At 41.2% G+C, this 24,383-nt stretch carries 24 protein-coding genes; 23 read left to right on the top strand and 1 reads right to left on the bottom strand.

All coding sequences use genetic code 11. The features are described from left to right. Nucleotides 1-76 precede the first annotated feature (76 nt). From FDP09_RS20375 to FDP09_RS20325, 11 genes are all read left to right on the top strand, one after another. Nucleotides 77-580, top strand: coding sequence for a hypothetical protein (locus FDP09_RS20375; protein ID WP_137404390.1), 504 nt, complete (start codon nucleotides 77-79; stop codon nucleotides 578-580). Further along, nucleotides 546-1,211 carry a hypothetical protein gene (locus tag FDP09_RS20370; RefSeq protein ID WP_137404389.1) on the top strand — a complete coding sequence of 222 codons (666 nt, stop codon included), beginning with the start codon at nucleotides 546-548 and terminating at the stop codon, nucleotides 1,209-1,211. The genes FDP09_RS20375 and FDP09_RS20370 overlap by 35 nt, the downstream gene beginning before the upstream one ends. Before the next feature lie 326 nt (nucleotides 1,212-1,537). After that, nucleotides 1,538-3,139 (top strand): AAA family ATPase, encoded by a 1,602-nt coding sequence (locus FDP09_RS20365; RefSeq protein WP_137404388.1) that lies wholly within the window; start codon nucleotides 1,538-1,540, stop codon nucleotides 3,137-3,139. Between the two features lie 155 nt (nucleotides 3,140-3,294). Continuing rightward, on the top strand, nucleotides 3,295-4,239 hold the full coding sequence (locus tag FDP09_RS20360) for a hypothetical protein (RefSeq protein WP_137404387.1): 945 nt from the start codon (nucleotides 3,295-3,297) through the stop codon (nucleotides 4,237-4,239). Between the two features lie 164 nt (nucleotides 4,240-4,403). Next, nucleotides 4,404-6,326, top strand: coding sequence for an ORC-CDC6 family AAA ATPase (locus tag FDP09_RS20355; RefSeq protein WP_137404386.1), 1,923 nt, complete (start codon nucleotides 4,404-4,406; stop codon nucleotides 6,324-6,326). Between the two features lie 813 nt (nucleotides 6,327-7,139). Further along, nucleotides 7,140-7,817, top strand: a complete 678-nt coding sequence (locus tag FDP09_RS20350; RefSeq protein WP_137404385.1) for a hypothetical protein — start codon at nucleotides 7,140-7,142, stop codon at nucleotides 7,815-7,817. 62 nt (nucleotides 7,818-7,879) lie between these two features. Then, the gene (locus FDP09_RS20345; protein WP_137404384.1) at nucleotides 7,880-10,423 is read left to right on the top strand and encodes a KAP family P-loop NTPase fold protein; all 2,544 of its coding nucleotides are present in this window, start codon (nucleotides 7,880-7,882) and stop codon (nucleotides 10,421-10,423) included. A 16-nt stretch (nucleotides 10,424-10,439) separates the two neighbouring features. Continuing rightward, nucleotides 10,440-10,829 carry a hypothetical protein gene (locus FDP09_RS20340; protein WP_137404383.1) on the top strand — a complete coding sequence of 130 codons (390 nt, stop codon included), beginning with the start codon at nucleotides 10,440-10,442 and terminating at the stop codon, nucleotides 10,827-10,829. A gap of 508 nt (nucleotides 10,830-11,337) precedes the next feature. Then, nucleotides 11,338-11,814, top strand: coding sequence for a GNAT family N-acetyltransferase (locus tag FDP09_RS20335; protein ID WP_137404382.1), 477 nt, complete (start codon nucleotides 11,338-11,340; stop codon nucleotides 11,812-11,814). Between the two features lie 207 nt (nucleotides 11,815-12,021). Further along, nucleotides 12,022-12,474: a VOC family protein gene (locus tag FDP09_RS20330; RefSeq protein WP_137404381.1), complete on the top strand. Its 453-nt coding sequence runs from the start codon at nucleotides 12,022-12,024 to the stop codon at nucleotides 12,472-12,474. A 693-nt stretch (nucleotides 12,475-13,167) separates the two neighbouring features. After that, nucleotides 13,168-13,416, top strand: a complete 249-nt coding sequence (locus FDP09_RS20325) for a hypothetical protein (RefSeq protein WP_137404380.1) — start codon at nucleotides 13,168-13,170, stop codon at nucleotides 13,414-13,416. A gap of 489 nt (nucleotides 13,417-13,905) precedes the next feature. Here FDP09_RS20325 and FDP09_RS20320 read toward each other — a convergent pair whose 3' ends face one another. Further along, nucleotides 13,906-14,733, bottom strand: coding sequence for a LytR/AlgR family response regulator transcription factor (locus tag FDP09_RS20320; protein WP_137404379.1), 828 nt, complete (start codon nucleotides 14,731-14,733; stop codon nucleotides 13,906-13,908). A gap of 156 nt (nucleotides 14,734-14,889) precedes the next feature. Here FDP09_RS20320 and FDP09_RS20315 point away from each other — a divergent pair, with 156 nt between their 5' ends. The 12 genes from FDP09_RS20315 to traM all read left to right on the top strand — a co-directional run bounded on the left by FDP09_RS20315 (nucleotide 14,890) and on the right by traM (nucleotide 24,382). Further along, nucleotides 14,890-15,735, top strand: a complete 846-nt coding sequence (locus tag FDP09_RS20315) for an RteC domain-containing protein (protein ID WP_137404378.1) — start codon at nucleotides 14,890-14,892, stop codon at nucleotides 15,733-15,735. Nucleotides 15,736-15,834: 99 nt separating this feature from the next. After that, nucleotides 15,835-16,242, top strand: coding sequence for a hypothetical protein (locus FDP09_RS20310; protein ID WP_137404377.1), 408 nt, complete (start codon nucleotides 15,835-15,837; stop codon nucleotides 16,240-16,242). Continuing rightward, nucleotides 16,239-16,547 carry a DUF4134 domain-containing protein gene (locus FDP09_RS20305; RefSeq protein ID WP_137404376.1) on the top strand — a complete coding sequence of 103 codons (309 nt, stop codon included), beginning with the start codon at nucleotides 16,239-16,241 and terminating at the stop codon, nucleotides 16,545-16,547. The genes FDP09_RS20310 and FDP09_RS20305 overlap by 4 nt, the downstream gene beginning before the upstream one ends. Continuing rightward, nucleotides 16,544-16,885, top strand: a complete 342-nt coding sequence (locus FDP09_RS20300) for a DUF4133 domain-containing protein (RefSeq protein ID WP_137404375.1) — start codon at nucleotides 16,544-16,546, stop codon at nucleotides 16,883-16,885. The genes FDP09_RS20305 and FDP09_RS20300 overlap by 4 nt, the downstream gene beginning before the upstream one ends. Then, a complete protein-coding gene (locus FDP09_RS20295; RefSeq protein ID WP_137404374.1) occupies nucleotides 16,875-19,316 on the top strand; it encodes a TraG family conjugative transposon ATPase in 2,442 nt (813 codons plus the stop codon). The genes FDP09_RS20300 and FDP09_RS20295 overlap by 11 nt, the downstream gene beginning before the upstream one ends. Then, nucleotides 19,313-20,008 carry a conjugal transfer protein TraI gene (locus FDP09_RS20290; RefSeq protein ID WP_137404373.1) on the top strand — a complete coding sequence of 232 codons (696 nt, stop codon included), beginning with the start codon at nucleotides 19,313-19,315 and terminating at the stop codon, nucleotides 20,006-20,008. Before FDP09_RS20295 ends, FDP09_RS20290 begins: the two co-directional genes overlap by 4 nt. Nucleotides 20,009-20,011: 3 nt before the next feature. Beyond that, entirely contained in the window at nucleotides 20,012-20,674 is a 663-nt protein-coding gene (locus tag FDP09_RS20285) for a hypothetical protein (RefSeq protein WP_137404372.1), read from the top strand. Beyond that, on the top strand, nucleotides 20,664-21,290 hold the full coding sequence (locus FDP09_RS20280; RefSeq protein WP_137404371.1) for a TerB family tellurite resistance protein: 627 nt from the start codon (nucleotides 20,664-20,666) through the stop codon (nucleotides 21,288-21,290). Before FDP09_RS20285 ends, FDP09_RS20280 begins: the two co-directional genes overlap by 11 nt. A gap of 5 nt (nucleotides 21,291-21,295) precedes the next feature. Then, nucleotides 21,296-22,300 carry a conjugative transposon protein TraJ gene (gene traJ, locus FDP09_RS20275; protein WP_229683498.1) on the top strand — a complete coding sequence of 335 codons (1,005 nt, stop codon included), beginning with the start codon at nucleotides 21,296-21,298 and terminating at the stop codon, nucleotides 22,298-22,300. Between the two features lie 3 nt (nucleotides 22,301-22,303). Next, nucleotides 22,304-22,921: a conjugative transposon protein TraK gene (gene traK, locus FDP09_RS20270; RefSeq protein WP_137404369.1), complete on the top strand. Its 618-nt coding sequence runs from the start codon at nucleotides 22,304-22,306 to the stop codon at nucleotides 22,919-22,921. Between the two features lie 5 nt (nucleotides 22,922-22,926). Continuing rightward, nucleotides 22,927-23,226: a hypothetical protein gene (locus FDP09_RS20265; protein ID WP_137404368.1), complete on the top strand. Its 300-nt coding sequence runs from the start codon at nucleotides 22,927-22,929 to the stop codon at nucleotides 23,224-23,226. Beyond that, complete coding sequence (gene traM / locus FDP09_RS20260) at nucleotides 23,207-24,382, top strand: conjugative transposon protein TraM (RefSeq protein ID WP_137404367.1); 1,176 nt, start codon at nucleotides 23,207-23,209, stop codon at nucleotides 24,380-24,382. Before FDP09_RS20265 ends, traM begins: the two co-directional genes overlap by 20 nt. Nucleotide 24,383: the final 1 nt, after the last annotated feature.

Genomic DNA, 24,383 nt, shown 5'->3' with positions numbered 1-24,383 from the left:
TAATTAGGGAATGGCAAAATCTATTTTAATATCCCGAACTAGGCTCTATATTATAAATGAAGTCAGAAGACTCCGGATGGAATTTGATATTACAGGAGAAACAATTGCAAAGTTTTGTTATGGAAACAAGGATTCTAGTATAATTAGAATTGTTGAAAGTGAGTCAGATCCAGCAACCTACACAGATGATGCTTTAAATTGCATAGCTAAATTGTTTTCAGAAGTTTCTGGCAAAACCTATACTCCAGCCAATTTTTATCCTAAAAACACTTTCAATGAGGAACTTGTCCCAAAAAAGATTATTGATTTGTCTCATAAATTGGGTCCAACACATGTGATAAATGAAATAATACATAATTCGGACTTTTTACAAAAGCCTCGAAGCACTAAAGAAATTACTACATTTGCCAATGAGAATTTTGATGGAGAGTGGAATGAGGGCCATTTTACTTCAACTGCCTTCAGGATGTCACAGCAAGAAAACAATAAAATAAAAAGAATCGATGATAAGGAGCGGGTATGGTATATAGATATCGCCTATTTTGATGATGGAAAAAGAGATGCCACCAAAGACGGTTGAGCTAAAGAAAGCAGCAGTGCATATTTTTAAGGTTAAAAACGTTTTGAACCGAAGGGTTTCCTTGGGGATTTCAGCCCATGATCTATCCTTTCTACTTGGCAAGGCAAATACCTATGTGAGGGATGTAGAAAACCCCTTTACAACCTTAAAATATAATATTGATGACACGGCTTTGTTATGTCAGGTCCTTCAGCTTTCACCAAGTGAGATTTACCAAGGGGTAGACTCCTCACCGATTGCATTGTCATTGAACATTATGGTTTACGAATATAAATTTGGAGAGGCATACGAGGTTTATCAGGTCGTGAAAGGAGCTGAGGAGAAATTATATGAGATCATTCCTGAATCAAAGGATCCTGATTTTCCGGTAGAAAGCAAAGCATCCTTAGAAGAGATACATGACTGGGTAGACGAGCTATTTAGCTCCACCTATTTTGATATGCCCCGTACTGCTTGGGAAATGTATGATATAGTAGTTGAAAAGTTCGGATTTCCTGTTAAAGCAAAATATCTCAGAGACGCTGTAAAAAAATACACCAGTAAACGATCATACCCAAAGCTTTCCTCAAATGAAAAATCAAAGGGCTTTTTCAGGACTCTGTATAGGAAGGATATAGGTGATGGCCTGTGAAATAAATAATGAATTGGTTATATTAGGGTAAGGTACTTTTTTATCTACCAGAAACTTATTATAGTTGTTTTGAGCCCTACAAATATTTAAACTCTCTCAAAAGGAGAGTTTTTTTGTATGTATTAGTATAAAATACCTCAATTTGGGTATTTTTTTTGTAATCCGTATTCCTTAGTTTTAAAGGATGTATTCAGTTATAAATGTTTATAAGTATTTGCAATTGGATAAACGGCCTTGAAATGAAACGGAGGGGCTTTTTCGAAAATTTAATATAAGGGATTTATGTGCAATGCGCAAATACACTCGTTGGCATTCTTACAGACTAAATGAAAATCAAAGAAATTAAAATAAACCGATTTAAAAGATTTACTGATTTAACAGTAACAGAAATTCCTTCCACCGCAAAACTGGTTGTACTTGTTGGACCGAATGGAAGTGGAAAAACATCCTTATTTGAAGCTTTCTATCATTTTTACAGATTTAAAGGATTCAACTCTAGAGGACAACAAGACTATTTAGAAAAAAAAGATGGTCAGCCGTCCGACAATCGTTGGTATCAGAATAAAGTAGATATCACCTTACATGGCAATCCAGCGGTAAATCAAGATTCACTAAAGGGTAAGTTTTATTTCCGCACCGCTTATAGAAATGAACCCGATTTTACCGTCAGTAACCTAAATAAACAAGATGACCCTTCGAAATCAGTGAAGTTGGAAAACTTAATGCAAAACGACATTACGGTTTCTGAGAATTACCAAAGGCTCGTGGCCCAAACTTTGGCAGGTGTTTATAATGAAGGAAATAATGGAAAAACAGTTGAACAACTTCGAATTGAACTAATTGGTAAAATTCAAACCTCTCTTTCCAACATTTTTGAAGATTTGAACATGACCTCAATAGGTGATCCTCTTTCAAATGGAAGTTTCTTTTTTGAAAAAGGAATTTCAATAGATTTTCATTATAAAAACCTTTCAGCAGGAGAAAAATCTGTATTCGATTTAATTCTTGACATCATTATTAAAGCTACATATTACCCTGAAGCCATAGTCTGTATTGATGAACCTGAAGCTCATATGCACACAAGGCTTCAATCAAAAGTGTTAAAAGAACTTTATCGACTTACGCCTGAAAATTCCCAACTATGGATTTCGACTCATTCGATTGGTATGCTTAAAGAAGCTGAAGAAATTGAAAAGGTTAACCCAAACACAGTTGTTTTCTTAGACTTTGATAACAGAGACTTTGACTTAACAGAGACGATGAAACCTGCAAAAATTGACAGAGCTATTTGGGATAGGTTCTTCGATTTAGCTTTTGCGGACTTTTCACAACTGATTGCTCCTACGAGGATTGTTTTTTGTGAAGGAACATCACAAGGAAGAAAGTATAAAGACTTTGATGCTCAGATTTACGGTAAAATCTTTGAGTCAAAATACCACGATACTAAGTTTGTTTCTATAGGCTCAAGTACAGAATTAGAAAATATTGAAAATCAATCAATCAAAATAGTTTCAAACATTCTTAAATCTTCAACAATTGTGAAATTTGTGGATAGGGATGATAAAAGTGCTCAAGAAGTTGAGGAAAACGCAGGTAAAGGAATTAAAACTTCAACACGAAGACATATTGAAAGCTACCTTTTTGACGATGAATTAATATCTAAACTGTGTATTACAGTTGGTAAGCCCGAATTAGAGAAGAATTGTTTAGATGCCAAAAATCATGCAATTCAGGAGAGCATTAATCGTGGAAACCCTGCTAATGACATTAAATCTGCCAGCGGTAATATTTTTACTGAATTGAAAAGAATACTTGGGCTTACACAATGTGGCAATAATAAATGTGCTTTTATTCGAGATACTATGGCACCATTAGTTACAGAAGAGACAGCTGTCTATCGAGAATTGGAAAATGAAATATTCACTTGAAAAGTACGAAATGCCAACATTGTATAAGTGTAATGCGGGCGAAAGTGCTAATTTGAAATGATATGAACTTTATCAAGCATTTCGTCAAACCGAAAGTGAAGTGCTTCTAACCTCGCACTACGCTTATACTTGACCGTTAGGCACAAACTAAATAAATGACAGAAAAACGAATTATACAACTTTCCATTTCAGCAATTGGAATTTTATTCATCGTTGGACATTTGATTTTGCCTGACATTAAAATTGATGGAATAACCGTTCTTCTGATTATTATCGTCATAACTCCATGGCTTGCACCTGTTTTTAAATCATTTGAACTGCCAGGCGGACTAAAAGTTGAATTCCATGATTTAGAGAAAGCAACTCAGAAATTGGAAGAATCAGGATTGATAAAGAAAGGATCTGCTTCAAAGCAGCATCAAGTTCATTCAAAATATTCATTTCTCAATGTTGTTGATATAGATTCAAATCTCGCTTTATCGGGTCTTAGGATGGAAATAGAATCAAGACTCAAGGAATTAGCTGAACAGAATTTCAAAGTTGTTGATAGGCATGGTATAAACCAAATAGCTCGACAGCTATCTGAACACGGTGTTTTAAGTAATCAAGAGTCATCTGCAATTTTGGATATTTTGCCAATTCTTAATAAAGCTGCACATGGACAAGATGTTGATGAGCAAACTCACAAATGGGTGATAGAAATCGGCCCTCAAATACTTGACAGTCTTGAAGCAAGAAAAAGTGCTCATGAACTACCTGATTTAATTAGTTCTTACAAAAACAGAGACGGAGCTCAGGGTGTCGAAATAGGACATGAACTTTCAAAGCAATTGATTAAATCAATAGATACTTTTTTTGAATTAATGAAAAAGGACAAAAAAGCATTTAATGATTGGATAACAGAGTTAGATACTTCAACATTTACTCTTTATGAAGCAAGTGACGAAATAGAAGAAGAATTGGCTTATGCCAAATATTCTCGACTGAAGGAAATAATGATTGAGAAAGTTGAGCAGTATTTGGAAAAAAACACAGAGAATAATGACGCGAAAGAATTACTTAACAAATTGAATGACATGAATATAAGGTCAATTTGGTGAAAAAAGTCTGTGCAACATCTGCTTAGCAAATGGGGCTGACTACTTAAAAATGAAGATATTACAACTAAATAACATTAGGTCTGGCGGACAAAGAATCGGTTTTAAAATCCCGCACTTGCCATAGCCAGGGCCGTTAGGCGTAATATGGAAGCTCGATAACAAATATGGACAACAAACAAACTCAGAATTTAAGAAACGCCTTTGATTCAATCTTAAGAGCGGATTACATTTCGCTGGACAAGATTGAGGAACTAGATACGCTAGAAAAGTACTTCATAGATTACTTTGGAATTCTACAGGGACTACTCCAAAAACAAGATAATTTCATTGGAGGAAGAAGAGGTACAGGTAAGACAACAAATTTATTGAGAGGATATTATGAATGTCTAAAATCCATATCCCCAAAACTAAGAGAAAAGGAATCACTTCTAGGCGATACAACGATCCTACCCATATTTATTGATTTAAGCACATGCACAGATTTATTTGATTCAGAAGATGATCGTAATTTGATTGAAGTTCATTTTATCCGTCAAATCATCGAATCACTAAAAAGACAGTTGCAATTGATGTTTGATGAAAAAATTCTTCTTCTCTTTCGTAAAGAGAACCCAGCTCTTGACGACTTAGAATACATTGAAAAAGTATTAGTTGAAGGGATTACGCTCTTTAATCAGAGGGAGATTGGTGTTTCAGCAAAGGATAGTAGATCTCAATCCGATGAAATTTCAGCAGGGATTTCAACACAAGGAGCTCAGGTAGGGGCGAAATCTGGAGAATCAATGAGCCAAGAAAAGTCTACTTCTTACACACAGTTAAAAGGAATTAACGTTCAAGATTTTCTGAATAAAATAAGTGACATTAAGAAAAAGGCTAAAATAGATTCCATTTACGTTTTTATAGATGAGTATTCGGATTTAAACACTTCTTCCCAGAAAAAATTTAGTGCTTTATTGAAATCATTTCTTGGCTCACGAATTGGAATGTATTTCAAAGTTGGTGTCATCACAGATCGTTATGATTTTGGCGAAAAAATTATTGTAGGAAGGGACATATTTCCTATCCCTTTAGATTTTAATGAGTACGTTGAAAGATATGGTGGTGCGATCGCTGCTCTTAACAAAATGCAGCAGTTTGTTAAGGAACTAATAACCAAGCGGATTGAGATATTTTGTCCAGAACTAGAATTAGAGGATATTTTCAAGACAAATCTAGATCTAGTTTACTATCGAATAACTAGGGAAACAATTGGTGTTTCCAGAACAATTGGGATGATTCTTCAAAATAGCTTTATCCAAGCTCAGTCCACTCAATCTGATAAAAAGATTGGATTAAATGAAATTAATTATGGAATAAGCAGTGCTAGAAAAACTTACCAAAAGCAATTCATTGGAAGTATTAAAAAGAAATTGGTGCCTGGGTATTATATGGATATATGGAATTCAATACTTAAAAAAGCAATCGCAGAAAAAAATAAGTTTCCTGACCGAGCCGCAAGCCACTTAATGCTAGATCCACTAAGGAAAGAATATCTGAATGTCCTGTGTGAGAATTTTCTTATTCATTTCCTGTCAGAAAATGTAGCCTCTAAGCACGGAGGAAACTATAACCTGTATTCTATTGATTATGATATCTGTTCAGAACTAAATCTCAAATATGCAGATCGAAAGGACGACTACTCTCCTATAAGATTTGTTTATGATTCAGTTTTATCTAAATACGATCCGTATTTCATAAAGACCAAATCCAAAAGCTACAGGTGCCCAACATGCGATAGAATTTATGAGGAACAAGAGGTGGTTCAGTTTAATGTTAAACGCTGTTTTGATGATGACGAAAAATTAACAGAAATAATTCATCAAGATGCGCCAACTACTGAGGGTAACTATGCTGAGGTTGAAATAAAAATTTTGGGATTAATATCACAGCTTAGTCCCACGGAAGCAATGACGGCTAGAGAAATTGCCGATGCGGTCGGGTGCACCGTTCAAAAGGTGTCGCTGTGGGGCACAAGGGTTTTGGAAAAGAAAGGCCATATTAATATTGACAAATCTGGAAAACCAAATAAATACTTTTCAAATGAATAAAACACCTAACAAATACTAAAATAGATATGCGATTTGCGCCATCTGATTTGACTATGAAAAATGGAACTTTCGCTGTTTCTAGCTACTGGGGCGCATACTCATTTTAGTTGGACGTTAGCGGTCACCGCGTAAAGCCCCCCGGTGTAGTATAGTCTTTGGTGGTGGCTGGGTGAAGTATACCACTTCACCTAAATATCTAGGGAATTTGTAATTCCCTTTTCCTGATTGTTTTAATAAAGGATTAGTCCATGGGATTACTTATTTGCTATCCTCCATGATGGAAACATTTCCCATTGGCGCTTTTAGTCATTCTTTTGCATCGACTTCCCGCTTTGGTAACACCGGAGGAACAGTGAGCAGAAGTAGCCCTTGGTTGAGGGGATGGTTTCGTTGTACTGGTTTTTGTTGGAGTCGTATTGTTGGTTTCACTTGCAGCCTTAGTTGATGTGCCAGTCTTATTGTTAGTTACTGTAGAGATTGGTTTGCACACACTGCAAGCGGTGTAATCTCTCTTTTTGGCATCTGTTAGTTGAAGGCTTATTGAGCTATATTTAAATACTTGCAAGATGATTTGTGGTATTTGGTGCCGGTTTTGGTTATATAAACCGTCTGGCCATATGCCTGGGCTAATGCAAAAAATAAAGCTAGGTAGAGTACGAGTAGGTGTTTTTTCATTGAAAGAATAGTGCTGGGAATATTAAACTTTTCAAGATAGGTGTTTTGAAGCAGGTAAAAAATACCCTATGTGGGGTATTTTAATTAATTTTCTTATTGGGTATTATTACAAGTTACCTTTCAAAAACCCAAAATAGTATGGAAAAGATATCTGTTAGCAAAGTTGTTGAGTCTAGAAGAAAAACTGAAAATTCAAAAATCACTCTTATAAACAATCTAAAAAAGTCTAATCAACAGATCGATTCTGAAGGGGGCGGAGATTACTGGGTGACCTCTAACTGCGCCATAAGCAACTATTTCAAATCTGAAGATTCAACTTTGATCAATGAAAAAATTGATGATTTGGTTAACCGTGCAGACAATGCTAATGCTAAAATATCAAAAACAATGTATCAAAGAAATATTGAAATTTTATACGGTTTTGAAGACTTTGACTTTTCTAATTATAAACCTGTAGGAAAGCTCAATTACTTAGCGAAGCCAATGAGTAAATCTATAATGAAAATTAATGATTTGCCTATTCAAGTAAGACCAAGTCATGTTTATTCATTTGTGGAAGGAAACAACAAAAAAATAGGAGCAATTTGGTTTATTTCTAAGCTCAAAGGATATCGTTTAGAGGAAATATCTTTATATACTGATGTTCTGTTTAGATATTTAGAAAAGCATTATACCAAAGAATATGTAATTGGTCCAAAATATGGTATTGCTATGGATGTAGTAAATAGGAAAGAGATAAGATATAATCAAATTTTAATGGATGATGTTACCTCTCCCTTAAATTCTACAATTGAAATGATAAAAAAACTTTTATAGGAGATAGAAATGATTAATACCTAATTGGCATTATTTACTAAATTCTGATTTACTTAATAATTATGAAAGGCCATTTTTCTATTTCTAAAATACCTAGAACTAATATTCTCCTTGTCTTACTAATATTAGGGTTTGCAATAATCTTTCGAAAGCCCCTTTCCGAATTTATTAATTGGCTTTTGGTGGATACTGTTTTTTCAAAAGTTGAAAGTGGCTTAGTCAATGATTTGGCTGTGTTAAGTATATCATTGATTACTTCATATGTAATTACGAAAAAACTCAAAAGTACAGTGATATCATTCCGATTAGCCTTGGTATCCATTTTGGTTTATGTTTGGACATTACTTATAGGGTACTGGTCGTTTGCAATTTTTAGTTTTGTTGGTTGGTTAAGGTACTATGATGTTCTTTTATTATCTGTGATCCTATCTTATTTTTATTTGAAGTATAGAAAAAATAAGGATATTGATGGTAGTTTGAAAAATAAATCGCCTTCTTTTTCAAAAGGTTTTGTTGAAGACAATCCAATTTTAGATATATCAAATGATTCTTTTAACAGAATATCTTTAGCGGTGGAAATTTCCAATTTAATAACCTTAACAGAGAACCAAAAATCTTTTGCAATAGGTGTTAATGGCCCTTATGGAAGTGGAAAGACCTCATTTCTAAACCTATTATCAATTGAAACTAAAAAAGCCTCATCCGAAAATGTTGCCGTAATCAATTTTAATCCATGGGATGTTGATCCAGCGGAAGAAATACAACGAATGTTTTTCGATGAATTAATAGAAAGCTTGTCCTCGATTGATCCTAATTTTTCATCTATTTTGTATTCCTACTCTAGGAAAGTAATAAAATCTGATTCTTCACTGTCAGGTCCTTTGGGTAGGGTGAATCTTCTTTCCCACTTTTTACTGAGTGAGCCGATCGATGACAGAAAAAAGGTTGATGAATGTCTAGAAAGTTGGGATAGAAAAGTAATTGTGTTCATTGATGATGTGGATAGGCTTCATAGTGATGAGATAAAAGAAGTTTTAAGATTGATAAGGAATACGGCTAATTTTCGCAATTTCTTCTATGTGGTAGCTTATGATAGAAATTATGTGATAAACTCTCTTAAGGAATTTAATACAAAAGGTTATTTGACCTATCTAGAGAAAATATTCCAGTTAGAAATACCCTTGCCAAAATTAGAAGAAGTTCAATTATTTTCCCTTTTAAAAGAGAATTTAGAAAAGGTATTGGATGACGAGGATTTTATTGAATTACAGGAAAAAATATTCCCTAAATATTTTGAATCTGATTATGATAAAAATTTAAAAGGAGTGTTCAATTCCCCCAGAGATGTTATTAGATTTATTAATTCAGTCTTGGTAACCTATCACAAGATCAAGAAAGAAGTTTTGTTTACAGATTATTTTTTGAATGAGTTATTGAAATTCAAATACCCAATGTTTCATGATATGATCTATGATCATTCAGAAAGTTATTTGGTTAAAAAACCTTATAATATACTTAACAAAACCAGGTATATTTTGGCCAGAAACGATGAGAAAGCTGAGTGGAGCAAAATTCTTGAACGTGTCCGTTCTGAAAATGAAGATCAATTTAACTTAACTAGTTTAATCACCGTCGAGTATATACTGAGCGAACTATATCCAAATGTTTTTGATGCAAATAGAAAGGGGAATGAATCTATAAACAATCCTCAGTTTTTTCCACTATATTATAGATACCACCTAAATTCTTATACATTATCCGAATATAGTTTCAAGCATGAAATCAAAAATTATAACGGATCATTTTTCAAATATATTGATGAGTGTTTTGACAAGGGGTTAGAACGAGAATTAATGCTGAGGATTTTTGATGAAAAGGTTCCTACAAATAAGGCAGGCTTTATAAAACACTTACACTATTTGTTTAGAATAGGTTCCAAATTTTCCTCAATTCATGGCACTACATCATTTTACTATGGAGAATTGATTAGAATTCTAGAAGATATTAGTGGGGATACTGTTAAAAAAGTCTTTCAGGGTAATAAGGACAAATATTTAAAATTTGTACAAGACTTTTTTAAAGAAGCAAGGCAATATTCTCCCTTTTTTGTAAATCAGTTAATCTTTGAAATAAAGAGAAAGGATGTAGTTGAAAAGATTGGAACTGAGGAGTTCTTTACAAATATTCAGTTAAATTATTTCAGGGATTTGATTACTTCGAATCATCAGCTCAGTGAGGATGTTGTCTGGCTTTTCTGGGGATTAAGAAATTTTGAATTATCTGAGGAATCAGATAAAAAGCAAATTTTTGGTGTATTTGTACCTGAAGCAGTTAATATACTATTAAAAAATATAGAAGAATGTGACCTTACCTACTTTTTGAAAAGTATTATTGAAAGGACTTTATGGGAAGAAGAGGAATATAGAATTACAAATATGGCTTTTGACGAAATTTTTGAAAAGCCCAGTGATCTGGAGGAAATTGTCAAAGGGAATGAGCATACAGATAAATTAGTTAAGGATGAATTTTTAAGTTTCTTTAAAAAGTACGAATCAAACAAATTCAGGCCTGTAGAATATAACTTTCAAACAATTTTAAAAAAGTAAATAGGTTTATTAGAGTATGGACAGAGATGATTTTGAAAACATTTTTCATAAACCATATGAAGAAATCAATCCAAGGTTAATTGGAAAGGAATATGAAAAGTTAATGAGAAAAATATATCCTAAACAAAAGACAAATAGAAATGGGGTGGATTTTTCCAAAATGATGTGTTTGGTTGATACGGAACGAGGAAATAAGTATTATAGGCAACCTTCACGTTCTAAGCAAAAGGAAAGAATGAGAACATATGTCTATAAAGCTGTAGATAAGTTGAAGGGAAAGGCTTATGATGAAAGGTTTTTAAACGAATTATTGGATATAGAGGAAGATATAGAATATAGTCACCACTCAACCCAATTTTGCGCTCTAATTGGAAGGTTATGTGATTTGATTAGAGAAAAGGAATAGGTGATTTTATTTTAAAATACTCAAATATAGGGCACCCGTTAAATTTAATTGTTTAATCAGATGTAGCCATAGTTTACGCTGATACTGGGCCAAAAATTCCGGGAATCGATGGGCCACTTTTTTTTACAAGGAATAAGTCTTTTGCTTACCATTGGAGGGGGAAATCACCTCTTAAACGATAGTGCCTGCCCTGCAAGCTGGCTATTCGCTAATTCCGATATCTATCGGAACTACTGACTGTTTTCTTTAGGCTTGTCCCTCCTATGTGGGGTTTTTTATTTATTTTGGGGTTACTTTAGTTTTAGGAGGGAAAATTCCCATTTTTACGCATTGTACTATATCAATAAAGAAGGAAAAAGGTGTCTTAAAATAAAATTTACCTCAGGTGTACCAAGCCAAAAAATAATGGAGATTTTATATACTTTTGGTTTACATAATATACTAGAGGTCATTGTGGAGGGAATCACAGACAACTCAAAGTGCCCTGAAACCTTAAAAAATTAAGAGAATGTATTCGAACAACAACGTTATACTTGAGCAACTAACAGAAAATGACGCTGATTTCTTTTATGACATCTATTCACATCCCCAGTTAACAGTAAATTTTGACGAAAGCCCTTTCTTTCCAAACGAGTCACCAAAAGAATTTACAAATAGGATAATTTCACTTTGTGAATTTATATTTACCATAAGGCGAAGAGAAAATCCTGACTTGATTATTGGCGATTGTGCCTTACATCATTGGAATAAAGAAACCAATGAAATCGTAATTGGTGGTTCATTATATCCTGAATATTGGGGACAAGGTTTTATGCGATCTGCATTTGAATTATTGACAATAATTGCAAGACAATACTTGGGCGTAAAAACATTACTTGGGCCGACTAAAACCAGAAATTTTGCGGCAATAAGGCTTGTCGAAAAAATGGGGTTTCATAAGCACCGTGTTGACGATAATGATACAATAATGCGAAAAGAGATATGATAAAAAAACAAACCGCTATGAGCGGGATTAGGAAATTGGTGGTTCTGTGGTGAAATTATGATCAGTTTTCCTATCAAACTTTCGTACAGGTTGTCACTTTTATGTTTCAAATTGCCTACTTATTAAACTCGCAAACCGTTTGAGATCCTTGGGAACCGACACTGCCAAGCAAACAAGAAACAAACTAAATATTGAAAGTTAAAAGATATGACAAAAAGTAAATTGCTTGAAATGAACAACGTCGGTATCGTTGTAGAAAACCTTGATGATGCAATATCTTTCTTCTCAGAAATAGGATTGACACTTGAAGGCCGAGGTATGGTTGAAGGTGAATGGGCTGGACAAGCAACTGGCCTTGGGAATCAATCCGTAGAAATTGCGATGATGGTTACGCCCGATGGACACGGCCGACTTGAACTTTCACGCTTTCTAACACCAACTACTATTTCAGACCATCGGACTGCTCCTGTTAATTCCCTTGGGTATCTAAGAGTTATGTTCAGAGTTGAAAACATTGACGAGTTGGTGACCAGACTCATAAAGCAAGGTGCTGAACTTATTGGCGAAATGGTTCAGTATGAAGATATGTATCGGCTTTGCTACATTCGAGGGGTTGAAGGACTTCTAGTTGGATTGGCAGAACAACTAAAGGAAAAATAGGTATGTCTTAAAAAACAACGCCCCCTAACTGGGTGATTAATCCAATCACCTTACTTTCCGGAGAATTTGTAATTCCCGTTATGCAGAACTAAAAATAATCTTGGGACCTGGTAGTAGTAAAGAGGAGACAAAGAGGGAATATCGAGGAGACTTTGTGGGAATGTCATGGGAACATCCAGGTTTATTTGGTGGTTTGGAGAGTTTAATCGGTTAATTGTTGAACTGTCGAATCGTTGGAAGGGGAATTGTGAATTGGGAGGGGAGTTCGGTAAGGGAGTAAAGTGTGTTGATTATTAAGGTGAGGATGTAATGGATTGTAATTCTCAGGGTAGGATAATGGGTTTGATCGGAGTCTGGAGACCTGTCTGCTGCCAGGCAGGCTTCTACTATATTAAGTTCTAAGTCACCGCTGTGCTAAAGACTTGGAACAACGGTAGGTAGGATCTGCCCTGCAAGCTGGCTACTCGCTAAAAACAGTCACAGACTGTTTTCTCTACGCTCGTCCCCCTATAGATGCTCCCAGTCCTATCCCATGCCTAGTATACTATACGTTTACTTTTGGCTAAAATCTAAGAATACGTGGTACTTTTTGAAGAGCAACTTGATAGGCAATATACCCTATGTTGGTATTTGCTTTTTGAAAATTGGTTCATAAATTAAGGTGTTTTTGAGATAAACTTTAAACTTTTATAAATGAATAGTCTTCCTGTTAATATCAAACTCCTCAGAAAAATAAAAACGAAATTGGATTCCATTATGAATGCACCTGGTACTAAAGTCCAAATTAGAGGTGATGAATTATGTAATCATGTACTTAGAGATGAATGGGTTAGAAAGGAGCTTAAAGATCAGAGGGGATTTTACAGGTTTATTAAAGATCAGCATGATAAGGGAATTATGAAGCAAATAGTCCCAAACTATCAGGTAGATGCCTATGATTAAAAAAAATATAAATGGTTCTTTCATAGGGAGACTAAACTGGGGGATGATACTGAGATAAAGGCTGAGGTACTGGACAGTAACTTCAAGTCTTATCTAAATAAAAAGAATGTCCCATGTTCAGATGGACAATATGTAAGATCCAATCAAGAGAGGATTATCTATGAGGCGCTTATACAGATTAAGGCCTTGACGGTAAGACATGATCATCATTCAACCTTCCATGGCGAATCAAAACTTGCTGATTTTTTTATATGGAATAGGCTTACCAATAAGAAATTCTATTGGGAACACTTTGGAAATACAAACAGTGAAAATTATAAAGAGGGAATTCCCGAAAAGATATTCTGGTATAAAATAAACGGCCACAAAATTGCCGAAAAAGGAGGCGATTTGATTTATACCTATTATGTGAATGAAAATCAATTTTTGAAGGATATAGAAAAATACATTAATCTTATAAAAGCTTTTTAATAATAGGTAAGCTAGGGATCACCTTTCCATCCACTCTTTAAAAGCTTTCACTTTTTGTTGACTGATGGTGATGGGTAAGGCGGTTTTTGGGGTAATAATCAGTTCCAGCTTTCGGTGTTGCCCTGGTTGGAAATGTTGGCATGCGCTATAGTTGATGATATATTTGCGATTGGCCCTAAAAAAATGTTTTGGATTGAGGCTTTGTTGGAGTTCGTCCAAGGTGTTCTGAACCAAGTAGGTTTCAGCATTGAAGGTAATGATATAAACATGCTCCCCATCCCTCCTGATATGGCTGATCTGGTCGATGGGAAGGGGTTTGTTGGCCATTCCCTTGATTACCAATAATGATTTTTTGTACTGGTCTTCCGGGACTGGAATTTCCCTATAGGAAAGGATCAGGAAAGAACATAAGTAGTAGAGATTTACAAATAGCAGGTAGAGTCCCAAAAAAGGGAAGGCCAAATCGTAATCGTAAATTTCACTGAAACGACTGTCAAATTGGAATACCATCAGGAAAGGGAAACAGACACCCAGGAGCAGCTGCATGCAGGTTCTGGGGTATGGTCTTAGTTTCCAGTCACATTTTTGGTCCAAAAAGAGGGTCGTCCTGTTGATATATTCAGTGGAGATCAGGCAAATGGAAAGGTAAACAATAAAGTAAAATGCCGATTGCTCATACAAGGCCATGAAGTTCTTGGGAATCCCCAAACTCCTTGCGCTCAGGAACAGTGCTGCGGTAAAGGCCAGCGATGCCCTGAAATACACATCATCATATTTATACTTTTTCCCTGCCAATAAAAGTACGGATTGGTAAGTTTCCCTGTAATGGTCCCTGTCTAGGGCCATTTTTGGTCCAGTGCAGCTGTTTGGTTGGCACCGCTTTAGGAATACTTCATATGTAAAATTGAACGGTTTACCCGTACAAACCTTTTATACCTGTATTTAGGTCGTTTGGTTACGATAAATTTAGTTTTCTTTTTTTAACCATTAACCGTGTATAAAATGAAAGAGTATTGTAACCAGCTGTACGGGGAACTCAAGGGCAGGGCCCAACAGATCCAACAACGGGCGTCGGGAATGCTGAAACAGTCCGGGGCCATTTATACCGAGGTGAACAAGGTGCTCCTAGAACTGAAGGAATATGTACTGGAGAAGGGGTTTTCCGATGAAGGAGAGGAGATCGAGTTTTTCAAGCAGATCAAGCCCCGCTTTGAGGCAGAGCAGATCTATTACGGGGAGCTGTACTACCTCAGTGCCAAAGTACCCCGCACCGGGGAAGGCAGAACCGATGAATACCGCAGGCAACTGGATTTTGTCCATGCCTATTTCAGCAGGCACCACTTTTTGTACACCTATTACCGGCTTGGGGAGACTTCTCTGGACAGGCATCTTTTCCTAAGGAAATCCGGGCCGGTCCCCTTTATCCCCGACAGGCCGATGGTAAACAGGGATGCACGTTTTGCCACCTTGGGGAGCTACCGCTATGCCAAGTTCATGGCCTATGAGCACCTGCAGGACCACCTGTCCCGGGAGATCAAAAAGATCCTTGCCCCGGGTGGGTCAGCCCAATCCTCCAAGCTCAAATGGACCGCTCCCAAGGTGGCATTGGTGGAGTTGGTCTATGCCCTAAAGGCTGCAAATGTCTTTAACCATGGCAAGGTGAGCATCAGTGATATTGCCCAATGTTTGGAAGAAACCTTCCAGAAGGACCTTGCACAGTACTACCGTACCTTCCAGGAGATCCGCATCCGCAAGACAGGGCGTACCAACTTTATCGATGGGCTGAAGGAATACCTTGAAAAGTGGATGGACAATACCGACCTGAACGGCAAAGGGGAGGAGGGATAGGGGCTTCATCAAAGTTTTTTAGACCACACTTCGGTTCTCAGTGTGACCTTTTTGTTGGAATCCGCCACACCTTTGTGACCTACCCAACCGGAAAAAACTATGCTCCAATCCGTTTCCTGGCAGCAGTTCATCCAGGTGATGATCGTCCTAAGCCTTATCTACTACGGCTATGTACTCCTGCGGTATTTCAGAAAGGAGTTGTTTGGCAAAAGAACCAAAAAAATGGAGGCTGATCCCAAACTGTTTAACACTGAGGTAGAGCCAGAGGACTATTTGCTGGACTTTCAGGAAGTGCTGGTCAGCATGCAAAAGGCCATGGTTGCAGCTGGCAGAGATGAGCAGCAAATGGCCGAGGAAATCCTGGCGCTATGGAGCGGCTTTAATGGGAAAGACTTGAAAGTGTACCGGGAGGTGGCGGTCAAGCTATTGGAAAAGGAAGCCCGCCGGTTGGGAATTGAAATGACAAATAGGGAAATCAGGAACCTGCTAACCAACGAACAAGCATGAGAAAACGACCATTATTAATTATAGCCTTGTTGGGCTGCCTACTACTATTTTCCATTAGTGTTTGGGCGCAGGACGGCAATGCCGGAATCGCAGAGGCGACCAACAAGGTCAGGGGCTATTTTCAGTCCGGTACCAACCTGATGTATGCCATCGGCTCCATTACCGGGCTGATAGGGGCCATCAAAGTGTTCAACAAATGGAACAATGGTGAACCCGATACCGGAAAGGTGGCGGCGGCCTGGTTTGGCAGTTGCGTATTCCTGGTAGTCGTGGCCACGGTGCTGCAAAGCTTCTTTGGCCTGTGAGCAATGGGCATGCGGAATACCGGATCAACAAGGGGATCAACAGGCAGCTGGAGTTCAAGGGCCTGAAAGGCCAGTACCTCGCCTATCTGGCAGGAGGATTGGTCATACTCCTCCTGCTGGCCAGCACCGCTTACCTGTTGGGGCTTTCACCATGGACAATCCTGGTCATTGTCCTGCTGTTGGGCAGTGGGCTGTTTGCAATCGTATTCCACCTAAATGCTAAGTATGGAAGGCATGGCATGATGAAAGCCATTGCCCATCGACAGCTTCCCAAAGGTGTGGTATGCAGAAGCATTAAGACGTTTGTGAAATTAAACGGATTGAACAATGCTGTTTGACCTTGCGGGCCATTTTCCCATCTATAAGGTGGAGAACGATCTGATGCTTTCAAGGAGCGGGGAAATTACGGCGGCCTATAGGCTGGAGCTACCGGAGATCTTTACCCTGTCGCCTGCCGATTACCGGGAGCTGCATGCCGGCTGGACAAAGGCCATCAGACTGCTGGAAAAAGGAACGGTGCTGCACAAACAGGACTGGTTTACCGAAAGCAGGTTCAAAGGGGATTTTGAAAAGGATCACAGCCTGCTTTCAGCGGGAAGCGAGCGGCATTTCCATGAAAGGCCCTTTCTTTCGCATTCCTGTTACCTGATGTTGACCAAACTTAACAGGACACTGCCCAAATCCTCCATGTCCGGGCTGCTGCGGAAAGGCCCCGTGCCATTATCGCTGATCAATGGAAAGACCATGACTGCATTCTCTGAAACATTGGGGCAGGTAGAAAAGGTCCTTTCTGATGCTGGAATGGAACTTCACCGCCTTTCTGTCGATGCATTGACAGGAAGCAGGCAAAGGGCCGGGCTCTTGGAACGTTACCTGTTCCTAAAAGGGGATAGGGAAAGGCGACAGTTATCGGATATTGCTTTCAAACCCGATTGGCGGATAGGGGACAAAAGGGTATTGATGTATTCCATGGCCGATGCCGAGGATTTGCCCGGGAGTGTTTCGGTGGACCGAAAATGGGAAAAATATGCCACGGACAGGACAGACCTTCGGGCGGGATTTGCCATGCCACTGGGCGAGCAGTTATCCTGCAACCATCTGTACAACCAGTATATTGTGGTAGGGGACGGCAAGGCCAAGCTCAAGGAACTGGAAGCAAAACGTCTTAGGATGGAAAGCCTGGCGGCCTACAGCAGGGAGAATGCCCTTTCCAGGGATGCTACTGCTGAATTCCTCAACGAGGCCATTTCAGAAGGGAAAGATCCGGTAAGGGCACATTTCAATTTGGTACTCTGGACGGAGGATCATGGAAACCTTTCCGAACTTCGGAACAGTGCAGCAGCGGCACTCTCACAGATGGATGTCGTGCCCCGGCAGGAAACCCTAGGTGCCCCACAGCTCTTTTGGGCAGGGCTGCCCGGCAACGAAGGAGAACTGCCCACCAACGAGTGTTTCGACACCTTTGCGCAGCAGGCGGTCTGCCTGTTCAACATGGAAACCCATTACCGCTCTTCGCCAAGTCCCATCGGCATGCGGCTGGGCGACCGGATATCGGGAAGGCCGGTCAACGTGGACCTCTCTGATGAACCAATGGCCAAAGGGCTGATCACCAACCGCAACAAGTTCGTGCTGGGCCCCTCGGGAAGTGGAAAGAGCTTCTTTACCAACCATATGGTCAGGAGTTATCATGCACAAGGGAGCCATATTGTTTTGGTAGACGTAGGCCATTCCTACAGGGGGCTGTGCAGACTGCTCAAGGGCTATTACTTTACCTACCAGGAAGATGATCCCATCCGCTTCAATCCCTTTTATGTAGAGGGAACAATTGATACCGAAAAAAAGGAAAGCCTTAAGACCCTGCTTCTGGCATTGTGGAAAAAGGATGACGAGCCCTACCGCCGCTCGGAATATGTGGCCCTTTCCAATGCGGTGACCGCCTATTATGCCCATCTGGACAGGAACCGGGAAGTGTTTCCCTGCTTTGACTCCTTTTACGAGTTTCTGGAGGGCGAATTCAGGGAGCAACTGCACAGGGACGGGGTGAAGGAAACGGACTTTGACACGGGCAACTTCATGTACGTGCTGCGGCCCTATTACCGGGGCGGGGAATTCGACTACCTGCTCAATGCCCGGGAAAACCTGGACCTGTTGGGACAGCGGATGATCGTCTTTGAGCTTGATGCCATCAAGGACCATCCCATCCTCTTTCCGGTGGTGACGATCATCATCATGGAGATCTTCATTGCCAAGATGCGAAAGCTCAAAGGTGTGAGAAAGATGATCCTGATCGAAGAGGCCTGGAAGGCCATCGCCAAGGAAGGGATGGCAGGTTACATCAAGTACCTCTTCAAGACGGTAAGGAAGTTCTACGGGGAGGCCATCGTGGTGACCCAGGAAGTGGAGGACATCATTTCCTCGCCCGTGGTCAAGGAAGCCATTATCAACAATTCGGACTGCAAGATCCTATTGGACCAGTCCAAGTACCAGAACAAGTTCGGCCGTATCCAGGAGCTGCTCGGCCTGACCGAAAAGGAGGCGGCACTGGCCCTGAGCATCAACAAGGCCAATGACCCCAAGCGGAAATACAAAGAAGTGTTCATCAGCCTGGGCGGGCAGCTGTCAAAAGTCTACCGCACCGAGGTGGGACAGGAGGAGTACCATACCTATTCCACCGAGGAAAGCGAACAGGAGGAAATCAGACGCTATACAAAACAATTTGGAAGCCTGGAAAAGGCCATTGGACATATGGCAAGAAATCAACAGCAATGAAAAGAAAGATCCAATTATCACTAATAAGCCTTATGCTGGTCATGGGATTATCACTTGGTCCGGTGAACAGGGCCGAGGCCATTCCCTTGGCGGCCATACTGGAAATCATCAAGCAGGGTGTAAAAAAGGTAATCAAGGCCATTGACCTGAAAATCCAACGCTTACAGAACCAAACCATATGGCTGCAGAATGCCCAGAAGGTATTGGAAAATGCGATGACCAAACTGGAACTGGAAGGCATCGGAAACTGGAGCGAAAAGCAGCGAGCCCAGTACGGCGGGCTTTTCGATGAGCTTTGGAAGGTCAAGCAGGTATTGTCCCAATACCAAAGGGTGAGGGACATGGCACAAAAGCAGGCAGCTATAGTCAGGGAATATCAAAAGGCCTGGCAGGTGCTGTCCCAGAGCACGCTGTTGACCACAGCGGAAAGGGATGCCATGGCGGCTACCTATGCCAATATATTGGAGGAAAGCGTACAAAACCTGCAGCACCTTACCGATGTGCTTACCGCCTATTCCATTCAGATGGGCGATGCGGAACGGCTGGAAATCATCTACCGGACGGACAAAAAAGTACAGGAAAACCTCAATGAGCTGAGGAGCTTCAACAGCAGGAATTTTCAAGTGTTACGGGCACGGGAATATTATCCGTCATCCAATGCCCCGATCAAATCACTCTATGACCTGGATTGACCTATGGAATTGAACAACAGATTGAAGCTGGCAACAGGCCTTTTGGTTCTATGGCTTTTGCTGTCGGCAAAACTGTCGGCGCAGACCTTTAACGAGTGGTTCCGGCAGAAGCGGACGCAGGAGCGCTACCTGGTGGAGCAAATTGCTGCCCTGAAGGTCTATGCCGGAACGGCCTGGAAGGGCTATCAAGTGGCCCGGTCAGGGCTGAACACTATCTCCCGAATCCGGGAAGGCAAGTTCAACCTCTTTGAAGAATGGCTGGCCGCTATGGACGGGATCAGTCCGGAGGTTAGGGACAACCACCTGGTGGAAGGCATTATTGTCCTTCAGGGAAAGATATTGGCAGAAACGGCCCGGGGCAGGGAAATGCTAAAATGGACAGGGCTTCGTCCACGGGAACAGTTGGCCTTGGAAGGGAGCTATCGGGAAGGGGTAAGGCGATCACTGGCCGTCCTTGCAGAAATGTACGCGGTATTAAAGCCCTTTCGAATGGAAATGGAAAATGCACAAAGGCTGGAGGTGCTGGAAGACCTTTATGTAAGAATGGAAAATATCCATGTCCAGTTACGGGCAAGGAACAGAAGGCTGAACAATTACCGCAGCTACCGTAAATGGCAACAAGTGGACGGTCAAATAGTGCAAGAACTTTACGAGGATGAAAATTAAGTTGATGATACTAATGATTCTGGGTGCCTTGGCATGCGGGAACCCAGTCAGGGCCCAAAGCCAGGAAGCCGTACAGCTGGTGCTGAATTTTGAAAAGCTCCATCAACTCAAGCAGATCCTGCAGGACATGTACAAGGGGTATCATCTGCTCAGTACGGGGTACAAGACCGTAAAAGGAATCGCAGAGGGGGATTACAAACTGCACGAGGCCTTTCTGGATGGTATGCTGGCGGTAAGCCCAGAAGTACGACGCTATTACCGCATTGCGGAAATCGTCCGATACCAGCAGTTGATCAGCCAGGAATACACGGCTACCTACCGGCAATTGTCCCGGGACGGAAAGATGGGATTGGCCGAGCTTGAATACCTGTCTTCGGTTTATCGCCACCTGTTCAAAGAAAGCCTCAAAAGCCTGGACGAACTGGCGATGGTGCTCACCGCTGGAAAGCTCCGCATGGATGACCATGAGCGGATAGAGGCCATCGACAGGGTGTTCGGTGAGATGCAGTCCATGCTGGTCTTTGTCCGCAGGACCAACAGCAAGGTGAAAATGCTCAATGAACAGCGAAAACAACTGGAAAACGACCTGATCAAAACGTGGAACCAATGGAAATGAACCTGATGAAAAAGATTGTACTGACTACCATTATGGTAATGGGGTTGATGGTCGTGCCCGAAATATCCCATGCCCAAGGTATTGGCGATAGTGTACGGACACTGCATGAGGTGCTGGATGACCTATATGCGGAAATGTTGCCCTTGGCCGGCCAGCTAACCGGAGTGGCCCGGGCCATTGCGGGCTTTGGTGCGCTGTGGTTTATCGCCCAACGGGTCTGGGGACATATGGCCCGATCTGAGTCCATTGATGTTTATCCCTTGTTGCGTCCATTTGCCATTGGCCTGGCCATTTTGCTATTTCCTGCCATACTGGATATCATCCATACGGTGGGAGGCCTGATAGTTGAAGGAACCGCCCTAATGGTACACAACAGTAATGCGGCCATCAATGCCCATATCGACCTGCTCAACCGGCAGGAGATCGTGCCCAATATCACGCCTCCAGCCGATATCTCTTCCCCTGATCGCTACAACTATCCCGATTCGGTAGAGGACATGGGCGTACTGGAACGGTTGGCCAACAGCATCTATGCCTTTAATCTCCAGAACATACTGAACCAGGCCATCAGCGGAATCCTACAGGTGCTCTTCTTTGCTGCAGCCCTGTGCATCAATACCATCCGTACCTTCCAGCTGTTGGTACTTTCCATACTTGGGCCGATCGTACTGGGCCTTTCGGTATTCGACGGGTTCCAGCATACGCTGTCCGCATGGTTTGCCCGCTATATCAATGTCTTTATGTGGCTGCCCGTGGCCAATATCTTCGGGGCAATCATAGCCAAGATCCAATTGAACATGATGGTACTTGACCAAAATTTCCTTTCCTCGACCGCCTATATGGTATTTATGGTCATCGCCATTACCGGCTATTTTACCGTGCCCAATGTGGCCAGTTTCATTGTGCAGCCGGGAGGACGGGACCAGTTGCTGGGCAAGACCACCAATATTGCAGGGCAGGGAAGCAAAGCAGCCGTGAAGGTAGGGGGAGCCATTGCCAAATCATTATAAGCCATGTTTGAAAGCCTGAAACATATTGATACCGCATTTCGCCATATTCGCCTTTTCAGCCTGCTTGTCGTACTGGGCGTTTGCCTGCTCAGTGGATTTCTGTGCTACCGGTCCCTCCGCATGGCAGCCGATGCACAGGAAAGGGTGTATATCCTTGCCCATGGCAAGGTACTGGAAGCCATGGCGGGTGAAAGGAAACAGAACATTGCCGTGGAAGCAAAGGACCATATCAAAATGTTCCACCACCATTTCTTTACCCTGTCCCCGGACGAGAGCCAGATAAAGCAAAGTGTGGCCAAAGCCCTGTATTTGGCAGATGGATCGGCAAAAAAGGCCTACGACAACCTAGGGGAACAAAGCTACTACCAGCAGCTGGTCGCTGCCAATATGGATCAGACCATAGAAATGGACAGCATACGTTTGGATATCGAAAGCTATCCTTACCGCTTCACCTATTATGGTAAACAGCGGATCGTAAGGACGACCTCTATACTGGTACGAAAGCTGGTAACCCAAGGTGCCCTGCGGGAAGTCCAGCGGTCGGAGAACAATCCCCATGGTTTTTTAATCGAAGGCTGGGAGACCATTTCCAATACCAACCTTTCACAATATAAACGGTGAAGATCATGGGGATAGCAATAGCCCAAGGGGGCAATAAAATATGGAGGGCCAAAGTGAAACGGATTTGCAATGACCTTCAGTCATGGATGGACGGCTGTCCGCCGAAGCAACAGTATCGCCTGATGATCCTTTTGATGGCATTGGGAACCATTGGCTTCGGGGCAATTGCCTTAAGCTCGGTTGGATCCCATCAAGCCATTCTTAATCCAATGCCCTCTTCTGAACTGCCAGTGCTTCCGGCCTATCGGGACAGTATTGATGTAGAACCCTTTAAACCAATTATCGATGATGAACGAACACAGTGAACAGTTCCTAAGGGAAAGACGCATGATGCTTTTTTTGCCCTTGTTGACCATTCCTTTTCTCTTTCTGGCCTTTTGGGCACTGGGAGGAGGAAATCCAAATGTATTGAATGACGATCACCAGACAAAGGGCCTGAACCTTACCCTTCCCGGAGCCAATTTGACTAATGAAGAAAAACTGGACAAGATGGCACTTTATGAAAAAGAAGAACAAAAACAGCGGAGCCTTTCACAACAGGAAGGACAACTGCCGCTTTTTGATAGCAAATTACCGCTGGAAGGGAAAGAGGCTGTTCCAAACGAGCTGGACCGGGCCGAGAAGGAAATTGCTTCCCAACTGGAAACGATCCAGCAACTGGTCAATGTACCTGCACCAACAGCAGCAAAGAAGGTAACTGAAACGGTATTGGATAAAACAGGCATCCATGAAGATGTCCGGCAGCTTGAAGAAATGATGCGGCAGTTGAACAGGCCAACGGGCGAAGATCCGGAAATGAAGCAGATCGCCTCCATGCTGGACAAATTGTTGGACGTGCAGCATCCTGAACGGGTAAAGCAAAGGCTTGAAAAAGCCAAAAGTAAAGTGAAAAGTTATGCTGTCGAAGCATCCAATGTTCAAGCAATCAAAGAGGTCAATCCAACCATTCAGACCAATGGGTTCTATGGCCTGGATCAAAGGGAACCTGCAGTGAATGAACCTGTCCCCGTGGCCATTGCCGCCACCGTGTATGGTGACCAGGAGCTTGTTTCGGGACAGACCGTCGCCATGGAACTATCTGAGGAGGTATCGATCAATGGACTGTCCTTTTCCAAAGGTCAGCTTGTCCATGGCCGTTGCAACTTGGTTGGCGAGCGGTTGGAGATCGAGGTCAGCGCGATCAGGAAAGGAAAGATGATCCTGCCCGTATCGCTTGCCGTGCACGATATGGATGCCATGGAGGGTATCCGCATTCCGGGGAGCATGGAAAGAAAGGCCCTAAAGGAAGGGGCCGGACAGGCCATACAGTCCACCCAACTGATGGGCTACGATACCTCCTGGCAGATGCAGGCCGCTTCGGCGGGCAGTGAAACGGTAAAGGGCCTGCTTTCCAAAAAGGCCAAACTAAAAAAAGTAAGGGTAAGGGCCGGACATCCGGTACTGCTTGTCAACCAAAAATAAT

It is taken from the genome of Echinicola rosea, from assembly GCF_005281475.1.
Taxonomy (GTDB): domain Bacteria; phylum Bacteroidota; class Bacteroidia; order Cytophagales; family Cyclobacteriaceae; genus Echinicola; species Echinicola rosea.
The sequence above is the reverse complement of the archived record's forward strand: the minus strand, read 5'-3'. Positions and strand labels throughout refer to the sequence as shown.